General features: G+C 44.2%; 14 protein-coding genes. 7 read left to right on the top strand and 7 right to left on the bottom strand.

Features of this window, described 5'->3' with window-relative positions; genetic code table 11:
- Positions 1 to 63: 63 nt before the first annotated feature.
- Complete coding sequence (locus tag B4K11_RS07655) at positions 64 to 468, bottom strand: flagellar basal body-associated FliL family protein (protein WP_292951919.1); 405 nt, start codon at positions 466 to 468, stop codon at positions 64 to 66.
- 263 nt (positions 469 to 731) lie between these two features.
- On the opposite strand from B4K11_RS07655, the gene rsd reads away from it, so the two are divergent.
- Positions 732 to 1,202 carry a sigma D regulator gene (rsd, locus tag B4K11_RS07650; protein WP_292951922.1) on the top strand — a complete coding sequence of 157 codons (471 nt, stop codon included), beginning with the start codon at positions 732 to 734 and terminating at the stop codon, positions 1,200 to 1,202.
- Between the two features lie 10 nt (positions 1,203 to 1,212).
- Positions 1,213 to 2,190 carry a WD40 repeat domain-containing protein gene (locus B4K11_RS07645; protein ID WP_292951925.1) on the top strand — a complete coding sequence of 326 codons (978 nt, stop codon included), beginning with the start codon at positions 1,213 to 1,215 and terminating at the stop codon, positions 2,188 to 2,190.
- A gap of 96 nt (positions 2,191 to 2,286) precedes the next feature.
- Here the strand turns inward: B4K11_RS07645 and B4K11_RS07640 are convergent, their stop codons facing one another.
- The gene (locus tag B4K11_RS07640) at positions 2,287 to 3,003 is read right to left on the bottom strand and encodes an FKBP-type peptidyl-prolyl cis-trans isomerase (protein WP_292951927.1); all 717 of its coding nucleotides are present in this window, start codon (positions 3,001 to 3,003) and stop codon (positions 2,287 to 2,289) included.
- Between the two features lie 119 nt (positions 3,004 to 3,122).
- Entirely contained in the window at positions 3,123 to 3,623 is a 501-nt protein-coding gene (locus tag B4K11_RS07635; RefSeq protein ID WP_292951930.1) for a TIGR02444 family protein, read from the bottom strand.
- Positions 3,624 to 3,644: 21 nt separating this feature from the next.
- On the opposite strand from B4K11_RS07635, the gene B4K11_RS07630 reads away from it, so the two are divergent.
- Complete coding sequence (locus B4K11_RS07630; protein WP_292951933.1) at positions 3,645 to 5,582, top strand: ATP-binding cassette domain-containing protein; 1,938 nt, start codon at positions 3,645 to 3,647, stop codon at positions 5,580 to 5,582.
- Positions 5,583 to 5,669: 87 nt separating this feature from the next.
- On the opposite strand, the gene B4K11_RS07625 is transcribed toward B4K11_RS07630, so the two are convergent.
- The gene (locus B4K11_RS07625) at positions 5,670 to 6,977 is read right to left on the bottom strand and encodes an HDOD domain-containing protein (RefSeq protein ID WP_292951936.1); all 1,308 of its coding nucleotides are present in this window, start codon (positions 6,975 to 6,977) and stop codon (positions 5,670 to 5,672) included.
- A 121-nt stretch (positions 6,978 to 7,098) separates the two neighbouring features.
- Here B4K11_RS07625 and ggt point away from each other — a divergent pair, with 121 nt between their 5' ends.
- Entirely contained in the window at positions 7,099 to 8,853 is a 1,755-nt protein-coding gene (gene ggt, locus B4K11_RS07620) for a gamma-glutamyltransferase (RefSeq protein WP_292951939.1), read from the top strand.
- A gap of 20 nt (positions 8,854 to 8,873) precedes the next feature.
- Here ggt and B4K11_RS07615 read toward each other — a convergent pair whose 3' ends face one another.
- The 3 genes from B4K11_RS07615 to gmk all read right to left on the bottom strand — a co-directional run bounded on the left by B4K11_RS07615 (position 8,874) and on the right by gmk (position 12,037).
- Positions 8,874 to 11,003 (bottom strand): RelA/SpoT family protein, encoded by a 2,130-nt coding sequence (locus B4K11_RS07615; protein ID WP_292951942.1) that lies wholly within the window; start codon positions 11,001 to 11,003, stop codon positions 8,874 to 8,876.
- A 136-nt stretch (positions 11,004 to 11,139) separates the two neighbouring features.
- Positions 11,140 to 11,352, bottom strand: coding sequence for a DNA-directed RNA polymerase subunit omega (rpoZ, locus tag B4K11_RS07610; RefSeq protein WP_292951945.1), 213 nt, complete (start codon positions 11,350 to 11,352; stop codon positions 11,140 to 11,142).
- A 64-nt stretch (positions 11,353 to 11,416) separates the two neighbouring features.
- A complete protein-coding gene (gene gmk / locus B4K11_RS07605) occupies positions 11,417 to 12,037 on the bottom strand; it encodes a guanylate kinase (protein WP_348703705.1) in 621 nt (206 codons plus the stop codon).
- Between the two features lie 296 nt (positions 12,038 to 12,333).
- On the opposite strand from gmk, the gene B4K11_RS07600 reads away from it, so the two are divergent.
- The 3 genes from B4K11_RS07600 to B4K11_RS07590 all read left to right on the top strand — a co-directional run.
- Positions 12,334 to 13,719 (top strand): peptidoglycan DD-metalloendopeptidase family protein, encoded by a 1,386-nt coding sequence (locus B4K11_RS07600; protein WP_292951951.1) that lies wholly within the window; start codon positions 12,334 to 12,336, stop codon positions 13,717 to 13,719.
- Between the two features lie 334 nt (positions 13,720 to 14,053).
- Positions 14,054 to 15,922: a hypothetical protein gene (locus B4K11_RS07595; RefSeq protein WP_292951953.1), complete on the top strand. Its 1,869-nt coding sequence runs from the start codon at positions 14,054 to 14,056 to the stop codon at positions 15,920 to 15,922.
- A gap of 36 nt (positions 15,923 to 15,958) precedes the next feature.
- On the top strand, positions 15,959 to 17,019 hold a 1,061-nt coding region (locus B4K11_RS07590; protein ID WP_292959312.1), incomplete at its 3' end, for a tectonin domain-containing protein.

The following is a 17,019-nucleotide window of genomic DNA, read 5'->3' as shown; positions in this document are numbered from 1 at the left end:
TTAAAAACTATGGGACAGCAGTGGACCAAAGTCTGCTTTTTTATTGTCTAAAGTCAGCCTAAATCACTGCACGACAAAACTCGTAAAGAAAAGGTCAGACACAAAGCCTTCGCCCTCCTCCTCTACTAAAATATCTTGTACTTTTTTCAACGCTTTCTTGGCTAGCTCCTGCTGAGCCGCCACTGTCGCTACAGTCTCATCGGTTTGCGCACTTAATAAGAAGACCATGTCATTTCGAATATGCGCCATATGGAAATTGACCGCATGGTGAGCAGATTCACTTGCGACCTGAATCGTCACTTCGCATTTCAGAAAACGCGTTTTACCTACTCCACCAAAATTTGTCACAAACGGTTTCAATTCAATGTAGTTTACATAGTCTTCTACTGTTTTCTCTTCCTCTCCTTCAGCCCAAGCCAGCTGCACAGAGAACGTCATAATTATTAATAAAACCAGTCGCTTAAGCATTCGTCGCCTCATCACACATTGTCTCAATTATTCGAGTATAGCGCGCTCTTCTAATCGCCAACAGAAAATCTATAGGAAAAACACAAACAATAAAGAAAAAAAACTGATTAGATCGAAAGAAACACAATAAAAGTCATTTTTAATAAAACGGGTGTTGCACCTAGAAACAGCTTAGGAATACTATGAGGTACGACAAAAATAAAAACCATAAGAAAAAACCAAGTTTCATATAACTGCCAATATAGGCAGATGAGGTGCGAAGGATGTTAGAAAAATGCAAAAGCGCTAAAGAACGCTGGGGTGGTGTCAGCGGTATTATTGATGGCTGGTTAGAAGAGCGTCAGATGCTTATCAGTTTATTTGTACATCTACCGGAGCATCACATTAATGAAGAGCTTAACAGCAAAATCCAAGGCTTCTGTGAAGTTCTAATGGATTATCTGTCTTCAGGTCACTTTGAAGTCTATGAGCAGTTACTCAGAGAGGGCAGTGATTTTGCGGATGGCAGCCTTGAAGAGGGGCAGGAGCTTCTTCCTAAAATTCAGGTCAGCACAGATATTGCTTTAGATTTTAATGATGATTTCTCTAACCTATTAGACCCAACGGTACAGCAAATACGCGAATTTTCTGAGCATTTGTCTAAACTAGGAGAAGCGCTAGAAGAACGCTTCAAATTAGAAGATCAGATGATTGCGGTACTTCATACATCTCACCGTGAAGTTGTCGCAGGATAAGGATTAAACAATGCGGCCAGTGGTCAAATCTTTACTAATAGCAGGCAGCCTGCTGTCACTTTTTGGCTGTGATAGTGGGGATGAGCCTTCACTATGGAAAGAGTACGCCCTAACCGGGGCTTACTCTGGGAGCATATCATCTAAAGGCACCTACATCGCGGTAGGCTCCTTTAATCATGGGGGTAGCCTATGGACCACCAGCAACCATGAGCGTCTGTATAACTGGAATCATAGAGCTAAAGAATATTCCATTCTTGCTGCAACGGCGTTCTCTCCTGAAGAGCGCTACGCTGCTACAGCCAATCAACAGGATCTCGTGCTTTGGGACCTAACGACTGGGAAGTCTGAAGGTTTTTGGAGCTCCCCTGCTGAAATTATGCAGATGGACCTTTCTCCCAATGGCGATTATGCACTTCTAGGCTTAGCCGACCACAACGCAGTTTACTTCGATGTGAAAAATGGCGGTGTTAAAAGAACATTCCGTCACGATGCCCGTGTACGTAGTGTCGATTTAAGCCAAGATGCAACCCTTGCCCTCACCGGTTCAGATGCATATAAGGCAAAACTTTGGAGCGTTGAAACAGGTGAACTGCTAAAAGAGATGACCTTTGGCAACGTGGTAGACACAGTTGCCCTATCGCCTAATGCTCAATGGGCTTTTAGTGCGGGCAGCTTAGATAAAGCCGTTATTTGGGACGTTAATACAGCTCAAGAGGTCCATACATTAAGTAATATCAAAGACTTTTCTCAAAAACGTGTTAGTTACCTGAGTGCGAGGTTCTCTGCTGATAATCAACAATTACTGACCGGCACGGCATCGGGCCTTGTTCAGCTATGGAATGTATCAAGCGGCGAAGAGTTACGTAGCTGGAGAATTCACCGTAGAGACCCATATGGCCCTGTTCATGCGGGTGTGTATGCCGTCGGTTTTGGCCAAGGGAAATACTACGCGCTGGGTTCCAATGGAATAATGAACGAACTGAAGTAGAAACATCATTTATGCCATCTTGAATACTGAGATAGCAATCTCGCTGCAATAAAAAAGGCCGATTTAATCGGCCTTTTTTAGTTTATAACCAGAAGATTACTTCGCTTCAGCTTCAGGCTTAGCGCTTGGGTTAATCTCTAGTAATTCGATCTCAAATACCAAGGTTTCATTTGGTCCAATTGGGCTATTCGGGCCAGTGCCACCCACGCCATAAGCCAAGTCAGAAGGGATCACAAAACGTGCTTTTTCACCCGCCTTCATTAGCTGAACGCCTTCTGTCCAACCCGGTATTACACCGTTTAGAGGGAAAGAAACCGGCTCATTACGAGAAAAAGAGCTATCGAACTCAGTGCCATCAATCAGTGTGCCTTTATAATGCACTTTCACTGTATCGGTAGCAACGGGCTTCTCACCACTGCCCGCTGTTAGCACTTGATACTGCAAGCCTGATTCCGTTGTTGTCACACCCTCTTTTTTACCATTTTCAGCTAAATACTTCTTACCCTTTTCAAGGTTATCAGCAGCTAGTTTCTGAGCAGCCATTCGCTGCTCTTCTTGTATGGATTTCTGAAGGTTTTCCAATGTCTGCCCAACTTCAGCAGGGGTCATGAGAGGCTTTTTCTCATTATAAGTTGTCTGAATTGCTTCAGATAACACATCAAAATCTACGTTCTTTACACCTTGAAGCTGCAAACCAATCTGCAGACCTATTGCATAGCTAGTTTTCTGCTCTTCTGTTTTAAGTTCCACTGCGGAAACCATTGGAGATACCAACGCGGCACTAAGAGCAACCGCTAGCAAAGTTTGTTTCATTCTTATTTTCCTTGTCTTCAATTCAACGGAATATACCCATAGATATATAGGCGTCGTTGCAAATTATCAATAGTCTTAGTGCTCGATTAAACCCTAAAGTTCACTCTCAAACCAACTTATTACGATTGTTTACAACCTAATATATGATTTAGCGCTGACAAAATCGGTCCTACAGCCAATTCAAGCTCTGTATCAAAATCAATCTGCTGCGTTTCAAAGTAGTAAATGAGATTTTGATATGCCAAATGCACCGATCCTTCTGAAACTGATAATAATTGCACCTGCGAATACAACATCGCAAGTTCTACTTGCTCACATGCGAGCTCAGCTTGTCGTAACTTTTGATAACAAGCTTCGACATCAGGCTCATCTTCTTTTATAGCCCTTACTTTGTAACGTATAGCCCTTAACGGGTGCGTTACCGAGCCCTGCCATTGATCCGCTAACCCCGTTAACTCCTCAAGAGATAGTTCATGCCCTTGGCACCCACACCATGCAGCATAAATAATACGATTAATGCTTAATCCAAACTGCTCTTGGAGTAACAGACACGCAGTCTCAACCCCAGGCTGTTGATAAAAATTAAGAGCAAAGTCCCATAGATCATTTTTCAATTGCATCTGTATGTTAAAATCCGCGCCATGATTCAATTACAACAAGTAAGCTTACAACGTGGCCACAATATATTACTAGAGCTGGCCGATCTAACTCTGCATTCTGGCTGGAAAGTAGGGCTCGTGGGCGCAAACGGCGCCGGAAAATCATCCCTATTCAAGCTATTCCTAGGAGAGCTTCACTGCGATAGCGGGAATTTAGACCTACCCGGCGGATTACGTATATCCCATATGGCTCAAGAAGTGCCCACATCTGAGCGTTCTGCGATCGACTACGTATTAGATGGTGATATCGGGCTCCGTAAAATCCAGCAGCAACTCCAAACCGCTGAGCAAGAGCACCAACTACACCGCATTGGCGAACTTCATGCTGAATTAGATAACCATAATGGCTATAACGCTGAATCACGTGCAGCACAATTATTAGCTGGATTAGGGTTTAGCCATAACGACATAACCCGATCAGTCAAAGAGTTCTCAGGCGGCTGGAGAATCCGTCTCAATCTAGCTCAGGCCTTGATGTGCCCATCAGACCTTCTTCTACTTGATGAGCCCACCAACCATTTAGATCTAGACGCAACCATCTGGCTTGAGCAATGGCTGAGACAGTATCCTGGCATGCTTATCCTCATCTCCCATGATAGGGATTTCTTGGATAATGTTGTCAGTCACATCACCCATGTTGAACATAAAAAGCTCCATCTATACAAAGGTGGTTATTCCGCATTTGAATTACAGCGTGCTGAACGTTTAGCCCAGCAACAAGCTGAATTTGCCAAGCAACAACAGCGTATTGGTGAGATCGAAGATTTTGTGCGCCGTTTCCGGGCAAAAGCGACAAAAGCTAAACAAGCACAAAGCCGTATTAAAGAGCTTGAGCGTATGGAGAAGATCGCTCCAGCCCACGTCGATAGTCCCTTTAGCTTCCAGTTTCTTTCATCAGACAAGATGTCATCGCCTCTTTTGACGTTAGCTGACGCTGAATGCGGCTATGAAACCAAAACGATTCTCGCTAAGACATCTTTATCCCTGACTCCAGGCACACGTATTGGATTACTCGGTCCAAATGGTGCAGGTAAGTCCACTTTAGTTAAAACGCTTGTGGGTGATCTTGCCGTTTGCAACGGCGAACGTCATGCCAGTGATAACCTACAAATAGGTTATTTTGCTCAGCATCAGTTAGAAGCGCTCGATATGGAAGCTTCACCTCTACTACATCTCAATCGCATCAGCCCTAAAGCCTCAGAGCAAGAGATCCGGAACTTCTTAGGCACCTTTGGTTTCTTTGGTGATAGAGCCCTTGAGCCCGTAAAGAACTTCTCAGGTGGCGAGAAAGCACGTGTCGCTTTATCCATGATCGCTTGGCAGAAACCCAATCTACTGCTGATGGATGAGCCCACCAACCATCTAGATCTTGAAGTGCGTCACGCACTGACACTTGCCCTCCAATCTTTTGAGGGGGTTTTGATTCTGGTATCCCATGACCGCCACTTGTTACGCAACACTGTGGATGAGTTTTTATTGGTTGCCAATGGTGGAGTTTCGGAATTCAAAGGTGATTTAGATGATTACCAAACCTGGCTCTTAGAGCAGAAAAGACAGGAACAAAAAGCAGAAGCTGAAGCCTTCGCAAAACCGGCCTCAGAAGAGAAGAAATCCCTGTCAGCAGCGGAACGTAAAGAGCAGAAGCGCTTAGCAGCGGAACGCAGGAATCAGCTACGTCCAATTAAAAAGCGTTTAGAGAAACTAGATTCTGATATGGAATCGCAACATGCCCAGCTCAGCGAAATTGAGGCCAGCTTAAGCGACAGCGCTCTCTATGATGCAGAGAATAAAGCAAAGCTGAAAGAGATTTTGCAGCAACAAGCGACACTCACTCAGCAAGCGGAAAGCACCGAAGAGGAGTGGATGGAACAACAGGAAGCACTGGAAACGCTTGAAGCAGAATTGAATGACTTAGAATAAAAGAATACCAGCCCCTTCGAGCTCTGCGCTTGAGGCGGCTGGTTTATCTGTATTTATCGCTAAATAGCTAAGCTTTAACCACAGCGATTAGCTACCTAATAGAGCTGTCAGCTCTTGAATATCTTCATCATTACGCATTAATTGGCGAAGCGCTTTAGCTACCTCTTTCTCATCAAGGCCCAGCTCTTTATAGAGCTCAGAGGGGATGTTATCCACCGGACCATCACTCAACCCTTGTTCACGTAATAAACGGTTAGTCAGATACAATAACTTCACATAACCGCTATATTCACCTTCATAATCATACGAATTCTGGTGGCGAATCGCCGTGGTTACGGCGTCAGGCAAATCCCAGCTCGACAGAAGCCAACTACCAATCTGTTCACGGGTTGTATTCAAGATCTGCTGCTCAACCGAATCCAATGGAAAATGAGGATTCGCCTCAATATAACGAGAGAGCAATACAAAATGCGGCGGGAAAAGGTGAGCTAACACCAAATACCCAAAGTTATGCAGCAAGGATGCAAGGTAGACTAAACCCGGCAGAGGGCGACTATCATTTGCAGGCATAATACGGCATAGCTTTTCAGCCAAACTTGCATTATAAACTGCCTGTTCCCAATAAGGAGTGGCGCCTCTAGGGCCATCATCTGGAATTTTAAGCATCTGCCCCATCGCAGTACCTAACGCCATATTGATCACAAGATCAAACCCCAGTACACGAATCACCGCATCATCAATTGAGCTTACATCTCCCGGCGCAGCATAGTAAGGAGAAGCCGCCCAGCTCATCACCTGCGCAGATAAGCTTGGATCAACTTTCACAACCGGCACCAACTCATCAACCCCTGCTTCAGGATCGGAGCGTAACATGATGATTTTTTTAACCGTAGGAGGAAGAGAAGGCAACCCCAAAGTATCTTCTAAACGCTGCTGTACACGAAGCGCCGTAAAACGCTCAACCGCTTTTGTGATAACAAAGGCATCATCACCTTCTGGCTGCACTGCAGAGATCTGATCGGTGGTCAGTCCTAATTCGCAGGAGCGCGCAGCGCTTATCTGTTCAGAAATCACACTAAAGCTCAAACCGGAGTGAGGTTCGATCAATGCCAACTGATCATGCTGCAAACATTCAGGTGCGATAAAAAGCTCTAAAGAAAGAAGTTTTGCTTGGCCTTCGGGATACTGTAAAGCATCTTGGCAAAAATAACGTTTAGCATCCTCCCCTTTAACCGGCTGTAATTTCCTATCGGTCTGCTTCCAAACCGCAACCAAATTAAGCAACGATGTTGCAGGTAAAATCGCTAACGCCTTTCCCTCCGCATCATGCAACAGCACAACACGAAATTGAGGTAGTTCACCACTGTTTTCCAGAACCCGCACGCCTACTGACAATTTCCTTTCCTCAAACGCTAGTCTTCACTCATTGTTAAGAGTAGATTATTAGCAACTCACATTGAAAGCAAAACTCTTAAACAATTATTCACTTTTAAATGCATTTTTTATAACTTTACTCATGAAATATACCATTTTACTGCCCTTTTTTTGCTTTTCTTTACTCTTCCCTCTTGTAAACGCTTATGCCGTTGAAGAGGATATTGCACCAGAGAGTTCAACAGGCTTACAAAAAAATATTACCTCCAGCGAGTATCAATCACTCGTCGTAACAGCTCATCCCCTTGCTACTGAAGCGGGACTCAACATTCTAAAACAAGGGGGAAGCGCCGCCGACGCGGCTGTCGCCATTCAAGCGATGCTGACACTCGTTGAGCCGCAATCTTCAGGCATTGGCGGAGGCGCATTTCTTTTATACTGGGATCAAAAGAGAAATAAACTACATGCCTATGATGGCCGAGAAACGGCTCCTCTTTCAGCAGGCCCTAAACTGTTTTATAAAAACAATGCCCCAATGGGTTGGGTCGACGCCTTTATTGGTGGACGTTCTGTAGGTACACCGGGTGTACTCAAGATGCTTGAGCTTTCCCAAAAAAACCATGGCCAGCTTGAATGGGGCTCCCTCTTCCAAGATACAATTGAGCAAGCCGAACAAGGCTTTAAAGTCAGTCCGCGCTTGCACAAGCTCATTGCCAGCGGAATCAATCCCGGTCTGAACCGTTACGCAGAAGCACGCGAGTACTTTTATTTAGAAGATGGCAGTCCACTGCCCATAGGCTTTTTACGCAAAAACCAGTCATTAGCCGACACTCTTTCGCTAATTGCCAAACAAGGAACACAAGCCTTTTATAACGGTCCGCTGCGCGAACAGATCGTCGATAAAGTACGTAGCAATAAGGATAACCCAGGCCTTCTGTCTGCAGATGATTTTGCACAATACACAGCAAAAGAACGCCCACCTCTCTGTCTGCCCTATAAAACCTATAAAGTATGTGGCTTCCCACCGCCTACCTCCGGTGGTATTACCGTCTTACAGATCCTCAAATTACTAGATGAAACAAACTTCGAGAAGCACCAACCCGATAGTTTGCAAGGACGGCACCTTTTCACTCAAGCCTCACGCCTTGCCTATGCTGATCGAGGACGCTACCTAGCAGATAGTGATTTTGTTGATGTACCCACTCATGCGCTTCTAGCACCTCATTATTTAAGCAACCGCGCTAACCTCATAAACAAGACGCAAGATGTTGGAACAATAAAACCGGGGCAACCGGTAGGCCTTACCACCTCTTTGGCTGATGATCAGTCGCCTGAATTGCCATCCACCAGCCACTTTGTCGTGGTCGATAAATGGGGAAATGCAGTATCGATGACAACCAGTATTGAGATGGCGTTTGGATCAACACTTATGGTGGGTGGCTTTCTACTCAACAACCAGCTAACCGATTTTTCCTTTACGCCGATGAAAAAAGGAAAATTAATTGCCAATAGAGTACAACCGGGGAAACGACCACGCAGTTCGATGTCACCCTTTATGATATTTGACGCTGATGGCCAGTTTTACGCAGCTATTGGTTCGCCGGGTGGTAGCCGCATCATAAACTATGTTGCTGAAAGCCTTTTGTTTATGCTCAATACTGACATGACGCTACAAGAAGCCGTCAACGTTCCCCATGTCAGCAATCGAAACGGCCTGACTGAGCTCGAGGCAAATACAAAAGCAGAAACATTAGCCAACTCTTTAAAAATGATGGGGCATAGCGTAAAGATTAGGGATTTAAACAGTGGTCTGCATGCAATAAGACGCTTACCCAATGGGAAATGGGAAAGCGGTGTCGATAATCGACGGGAAGGTTTAGCGTTAGGAGAAGAATAAAGAACTTTACCCGCGTTGCTTTATTCCCTAGTAATACGGTTCACACTCTTCAAGTTACGAAGCTTCTTCAGAACACGTGCAAGATGGATTCGATCTGTGACAGTGACCTCCATCTGCACATTAGCGAACTGCCCCTCATGATCACTCATATCAATCGCAACAACGTCTGCTCCTGCACTTGAGGCAGTTGTAGCAAGCTCAGCGATAATCCCACGATGAGATTCAACCTCAACTTTCAAGTTAACACTAAACTCTTCATCAAGATTTTCCGACCACTCTAGATAGATACACTTTTCAGGGTCATCACGAAGGTAGCCTATATTTCGACAGTCGGTTTGATGAATCACCAAACCACGGCCTGTACTGATATGACCAATAATCTTATCGCCAGGAATGGGTAAGCAGCATTTCGCATATTGCAGCACCATACCCTCAGTGCCTTTAATAGACATCGGTTTATGGTTACGAGAGCTACCCTCTTCACTTCCCGTCTGAGGCGTTTCAGGACGTAAGCGTCGGGCCACAACATAGGCCATTCGATTACCTAAACCAATATCTTCCAGCAGGTCATCAAGATCACCTAATTCAGCTTCATTAAGCAACTCTCGCAGCTTGAATTGGTCTATATCACTCAGTGTCGCACCATAATTTGCCAAGAACTGATTTAACAAACGTTGACCCAATTCTACAGACTCATGACGCTGCTGATTTTTCAGATAATGGCGAATAGCTGTACGCGCTTTACCTGTTACAACAAAATTCAACCATGCCATATTTGGCTGCGCACTCGGTGTAGTAATCACTTCTACTGTTTGGCCATTCTCTAACGGCTGTGACAATGGTGCTAAACGTCGGTTAATACGACATGACACACATGAATTACCTACATCTGTATGCACTGCGTAAGCAAAATCCACCGCAGTCGCACCGCTCGGCAGCTCCAAAATTTTACCTAAAGGCGTAAAGACATAAACTTCATCTGGAAACAGATCTGTTTTTACGCTGTCGATAAATTCCATAGAGTTACCGGCACTTTGATGCATCTCTAATAGGCCTTTAACCCATTTACGTGCTCGCTTATAGGACCCTAGAGCACTTTCCGATGCATCAGTCCCATCATCATTCTTGTAATGACTGTGCTCAGCTATACCTTGGCTGGCCACTGCATCCATCTCATGGGTACGGATCTGTACTTCAATCGTAATATCACGCGCACCAAACAAGTCCGTATGCAAAGACTGATAGCCATTGGCTTTCGGAATAGCAATGTAGTCTTTAAAACGCCCATGTACCGGTTTATATAGATTATGAACAGCCCCTAGCGCACGATAACAGTCATCCACACTGTCCGTCACAATTCGGAAAGCAAACACATCCATAATTTCAGAAAACGACTTACGTTGCGCCTTCATCTTCGAGTAGATGCTATAGAGATGTTTCTCACGGCCTGTAACCTTACCGCTTAAACCCTCTTGTTCTAGACGCTTTTCGATCGTGTCTTGAATGGTGCTGATAATATCTTTACGCTGACCGCGCGCCTGAACAACGGCACGCCGAATATGTTTAGAACGCATCGGGAAATGAGCTTGAAACGCTAAGTCCTCAAGCTCAACTTGAACATCGCGCATACCTAAACGAGCTGCAATCGGTGCATAAATATCTAAAGTTTCACGCGCAATACGACGTTGCTTATGTGGCGGCATCGCGCCTAAAGTACGCATATTGTGTAAGCGGTCTGCCAATTTCACCAAAATGACACGAATATCTTCCGCCATGGCCAAGACCATTTTCTGGAAGTTACTCGCCTGCGCTTCTGCTTTAGTTTCAAATTCGAGGTGGGTTAGCTTAGAGACACCATCAACGATATCAGCGACCGTTTTGCCAAACTGGGATTCTATTCCCTCATAGGAAATATCCGTATCTTCGATAACGTCATGTAGCATGGCTGCCATCAAACTTTGATGGTCCATACGCAGTTCTGCTAGGACATTCGCAGCGGCAAAAGGGTGCGTAACATAAGGTTCCCCACTCTTTCGCTTTTGGCCATCATGGGCCTCCTCAGCATAAAAGAAAGAACGACGCACCTGCTGGATCTGAATCGGATCCAAGTAATCGTTTAGGCGTTTTGATAGTGCGTCTATTGTGGGCATTGGCTCTCCATACTACGTGCGCTTATACAGAGATCATGCCGTATTAACGCATTTAGGAAAAGCCCTTAAAACAAAAAACGCCCTGATAAATCAGAGCGTTTTTATAAAAATGCAGAGTAGATGTAAATAAGGGCGATTAATCGCGCTCGATTTCATCCAAAATCTCACGACCCGTGTGACCTTCAGCGATCTCACGTAGTGCTACTACAGTAGGTTTGTCATTTTCCCACTCTACTTTAGCTTCTTTACCGCCGGTAGCCAGCTGACGTGCACGTTTAGCTGCAACCATTACTAGCTGAAAACGGTTATCTACATTTTCTAGGCAATCTTCAACTGTAACTCGTGCCATTGCTAAAACCTCAAAATTTCGGGTGTGTATTTGAAAGACCGCGCAGTGTACCGCCAGAACGCCTTTATGACAAGAGGCTAACCAGTAAATCGTGGCAACGATCTTGTTGTTGACCAATTTTCATGCGTTCAGCTAAGAAAACAGCATGTAACTCTTCTAAAGCCTCATCAAAATCATCATTAATGACTAAATAATCATATTCAGCATAATGGCTCATCTCACTCACCGCTTCGGACATGCGCAAACCGATAACCTCTTCGCTATCAGTACCACGACTGGTTAAACGCTGCTCCAGCTCTTCTCGTGATGGCGGCAATATAAAAATGGACAAGCAATCAGGCATCAAACGGCGAATCTGCTGCGCGCCTTGCCAATCGATCTCTAGAATAACATCCGCCCCTTGAGCCAACTGAGTTTCAACCCAGCTCTGTGATGTACCATATTTATTGGTAAACACTTCAGCAAACTCAAGAAAGTCGGCGCTTTCTATCATCTGATCAAACTGATCCATAGAGACAAAATTATAATCTGTGCCATCCACTTCACCCGGACGAATATCCCGTGTGGTATGCGAAACCGATACAACGATTTTATTGTCTTGTTTTAACATAGCCTTTACTAAGCTAGTTTTGCCTGCGCCGGATGGAGCTGAAACAACATATAAAGTGCCTGGAACCATGGATATTCTCTATTTTAATCAATCAGGATTCAGTTATAAGCCTAATAATCAGCTTAACTAGATCTGCTCAGCTTAAACCGACTTACGAGGTTACACAAAACCTCATTTTAATCTAAAAAGTCCAAACTGATTTACAGTTTTACAGAATAAACGCTATTTTATCACCAAAAGCACCATTCAAATCAGGGTTAGCACCGGTCATTACGGGCCTTTCAAGCATTAATCGTATATTATAAAAGGGATATACGTCTTATTTTTACTATCGTCTAAGAACAATAAATAAAGTTAGCAGGTTTTAATTAATGCGCTGGATGTCATCCTCAGCAAGTTTTGTCACAGCATTGCCAAAGATTCACCAAAAGGCATTGGCAGGTTTAGCCGCTGCTCTTTTATTGGCTGTATTCATTCCGTCCACGGACAACTCAATCAGCTCCCCTCTATCACTCGATCACCTGATTGATACAGACGCTCCTTTTTTTGAAACGCCCACATTAAGCATTCGCCAGCAAAAAGCGCCTTGGGCTTTTGATAAAGTACCCGCGAATGAAACACTACTCATACCCAATATTGGACGCAGCAATAGTTACCAATATATTGTGCGCAAAGGCGATACACTCAGCAGTATATTTGAGCGCTTACAACTACCTCAAAAAACCATGTATCAGCTATTGGAAACAGACTTAAACGTCTTAGCTTTAGATAACCTAAAGCCTGGTCATACGCTTGTATTTGATAAACAAGATCAACAACTCTTACGCTTAGAACTACAATTTAACCTTGCGCACAAAGTGGTGTATCAACGTAAGGAAGATAACGGCTTCGAATTTAATGAGGTGCGCCTTGAAGGCGACTGGAAACAGAAGCTTATTAGTGGTGAAATTTTATATAGCTTTACCGGTTCAGGTAAACAAGCGGGCCTAAGCCAGTGGGAAGCTCAAACCATCACTGAACTGCTTAAGCAGCGTGTAGATTTCCGCCGCGATATCCAGCGTGGGGACACATTTGAAGTCCTATTGTCTCGTCAATACGTAGATAACGAAATGACAGGCAACAATAAGATAGAAGCTATTCGGATCAAAAATCGCCGCCATGAGATCAATGCCTTCCTCTTTGAAGATAACTATTACGACGAAAAAGGCCGTAATTTAGAGAAAGCGTTCCAGCGATATCCTTTTAGTGGAAAATACCGTTTATCTTCGCATTTCAATCCAAAACGTCGCCATCCGATTACGCGCTTAATCCGACCTCATAACGGTACAGATTTCGCCATGCGTAAGGGTTCTCCTGTTGTCACTACCGGAGACGGAATCGTCACCCGTGTGGTACGCCACAAATATGCCGGCCTATATATTGAGATCCAACACGGCCAAAGTTATAAAACTCGCTACCTACATCTGAACAAATCTTATGTAGTTAAAGGCCAACGAGTTAAACGAGGCGAACGCATTGCTCAATCGGGAAATTCAGGACGTTCGACAGGGGCCCATCTGCATTTTGAACTTCACGTGAACGGTCGTCCAGTGAATGCGATGACTGCCAAAATTCCGATTGCAGTCTCACTCACAGGTAAGAAAAAATCGTCGTTTCAAAAACAGCTAAAAGATTATTTAGCGCAAATTGAAGCAAGCCAAGCACAACAAATAGCGCTCAACAAAAAAGACAGTACGGTTAAAGAGTCAACTTTATAAAGGCTCTAAAATTTAAGTAAAAGGCCGTAAAATACGGCCTTTTTTCAATTTAGCGTTTCATATAACGAAGCCCCTATTCCACACGTCAATAAAAAACGGCCTTATCCAAACATCAAGCACATCAGAATTACCCTTTGACATAAAGCCACTTTTAGATGCTAGAAAAATTTGATATAAAACTTTATGCTCTCAGTGGGTGTCCTGCTTCCTTTTCAAGCATTCATCTAACAAAAAGCGATACCTTAGTTGAGGCGATCAGGAGGCTAGACCACCGCACATCACCTCTTAGGCAGCACTTGCCCACTCGTGATAAGTATAATAAAAGAGGGAACTCATGAAACTAAGAAAGGCAATAGCAGCAACCGTTATGGTATCTGCACTCTCCGGTTGCAATACAATGTCCAGTTCTCAGAGTCTTGCGGTTTCTCCGTCACACTCTCATCAGCCACTAGGCACTCAAAGCCTTTCTGACGTTTCAGATTTAGTCACTAACAAAAATTTAATACAGCAACTCGTAGCAAAGTCATTTGAAGCACTCGAGTCAGGGGATTTACTGGAAGCCTCAAGCTTACTAAATACAGCACTTCGATTTGATATAAGTAATGCACACTTACAGTTTCTGAATGCATATACTTACCACCTCATGGGTGTAAGCGGTGATGCATCAAACTTTACACTTGCAGAGCAAGGCTACAAACTTACCTCTAAGTTCGATAATTCAAGTGCAATCGCTAAGTACTATCTAGGGCTTTTGTACTTAGACCAGCGCAGATACAGTGATGCACAAACCGAACTCGCAACTGCTGCATTAATGTATGATGATGATCCGGAAGTATTATACGATCTAGCCTATGCCTCCTACTACGCAGGCGATCCAAGAACAGCAGACGCTGCCCTTGCCAAGATCACATCTCAGCACCCTACCCTTGCAACCTCATCAGATATCCTAAGAGCACGCATGATATCCAAGGCTGCTCTTGACGATCAAACAGCTGCACGACGAATGCTGGATGAGTACAGAGAAAACAATCAATCAGCTCACGACTTACCACGTCTAGATAAACGTTTAGGAGCCTGGAGCCGTTTTCATGATAGCTACAATTCTGGCGGAATGATGCGTACAGCACTGCCTACAGGGCCTGCTGTCATTCCTGGAGCAAACGTTGCTAAAGCTAATAACCCTACGTCTGAGCAGCCTGATAATAACGCCACAGACTTTGTAGATGACAAAATGGTCGTCGTCGATGTCGTAATCATTCGAACACAAGAAGATGTTACAACAACAAAAGGAATGAATTTATTATCCGGTCTGGAGCTGCAATTCGGTGATCCATTAAACCTCACTCCCGGCTGGAGCAAACAACAGACTCGTTTATACGGCTCCGGCACCACCGATAGCGTCACAAATACAATCTCTAAAGAGATTTCAATTCCTGCTGTAAATTACTCCTTAAATATCTTTAATACGATGACAGGTAGTAATGAGATACTTGCACGACCATCATTAGTTGCACTTTCAGGTGAACGTTCAGAGTTTTTCTCTGGTGTAGATGTTGTTGCTGCAGCCGTTTCAGGTGGCGATGGGTCATCAATATCAATTAATAAACAGATAGGTGTGAAACTATCCGTAGTACCAGAATTTCTACCAGGTAATCGAGTACAACTCGAAGTCGAAGCCGAACGTACCTTCCTAACAACGCCATCGAGTTCTGTTGTATTTGAATTCCGACTTGATACTTCAAAGACAACCGTCAATGCTAATGTTGCCATGAAATTCGGTGAAACATTGGTTCTAAGTGGACTCAGCGAAAAAGACGTTGAAGCAACGCGAGATCAAGTACCATTTCTTGGCGATATACCTGCCCTGCAATACTTATTCTCCAGAGAAGCAAAACGTGATTATAGAAAATCGGTAGTTATCCTACTCACACCACGTCGCGCACACTATGTAAATCAATCGCAAGAAGACCGCGAACTGGCCTTAAGTAACCTCAATGAGTTTGAACGCTCTATTTATGCCTTTGAGCAACGTAACCAAAGCTGGTTCACTCCTCGTTCAAACATCACCGAAACCTTAGCGATGGCGCAAAATAATGCACTGTTCATGGAATATCGTGCGGGTGATTTTAAGCTAGAAAAGTGGAGTAGTCGAAAGACTAACGGCGATAGAATAAAAGAAGCAGCTGAATTCCTTTTCTATTAAAAACATATGTTTTATTCGCCGGATAGTTTACTAGAAATGAGTTCGCCTTATATCTTAAGGCGAGCTTTGCTAGGTCTAGTTTTAACCCTACTAACCTTTTCTGTATCTGCACAAACGATTAATTCTGCAGCTTGGGTCAGGCTGCCTGGGCAAGCTATTGAGATCGCTGCGTCAGAACAAGGTGAAGCCGCTGCAATCGACTCAAGTAACAACGTTTGGAGATGGGACAAAAAATCTGAAAAGTGGCGTAGCCTACCCGGTAAGTTTTCCCATATAGACATCACAGATAACGGTCAGCTTTGGGGGGTATCAATTGACGGCCAAGTTCTGAATTATCAGAACCGACAGTGGACCTCAATCGGTACCGGAGCCAGCAACCTAACTCTGGGCAGAAACAATGATCTAGTCGTAGCCACAAATACAGGATCACTTGCACGCTATCTAATAAATGAAAGACGATGGGAAGCCATTGACGGCAGTGCAAAAGACCTCGAAGTTGCTAAGGATGGCTGGATCTGGACTATCTCAAATAAAGGAATAATCTCAAGGCAGTTAGGTGATCGTTGGATAGGATTACCCGGACGCGCCAAAGATATCAGCATAGATGAATCGGGCAGAATCTTAATCGTTACTCCTTCCGGGAAATTAAAACAGTGGGATCCCCAAATTAATGATTGGATAACAATCAAACTCCCTTTTTCAGCACAAACAATAGAGAGTAGTTCTAGCAATACTCTCTGGGCCACTAATCAGCAAGGCATTATCTTTGTCAAAGGGTTAGCGTTAGGCGAAGAAGCCATTAAACCAAAAGAACCTGCTAATAAAAGATCAACAGGCAATCCATCGCAAACGGTTGATGATAGTGAATATAAGTTCAGTCTTGTCCAAGGGACAGGCCTCGATCTGAGTATCGGCTTGGACGGTTCTATCTTTTCCTTACAGTCAGCCGGCCAACTAGGGCGTTGGTCAAATACTGATTCTAAATTTAATGATTTCCCTGGTGACCTAGATCAGATAGAGCTAGATTGGAATGGACGCCCTTGGGGAGTCGGTCGAGGCGGCGCGCTCTATCGTCATGATGGTGAAGCTTGGCGAGA

It is taken from the genome of Neptuniibacter sp. UBA6509, from assembly GCA_002435145.1.
Taxonomy (GTDB): domain Bacteria; phylum Pseudomonadota; class Gammaproteobacteria; order Pseudomonadales; family Balneatricaceae; genus Neptuniibacter.
The sequence above is the reverse complement of the archived record's forward strand: the minus strand, read 5'-3'. Positions and strand labels throughout refer to the sequence as shown.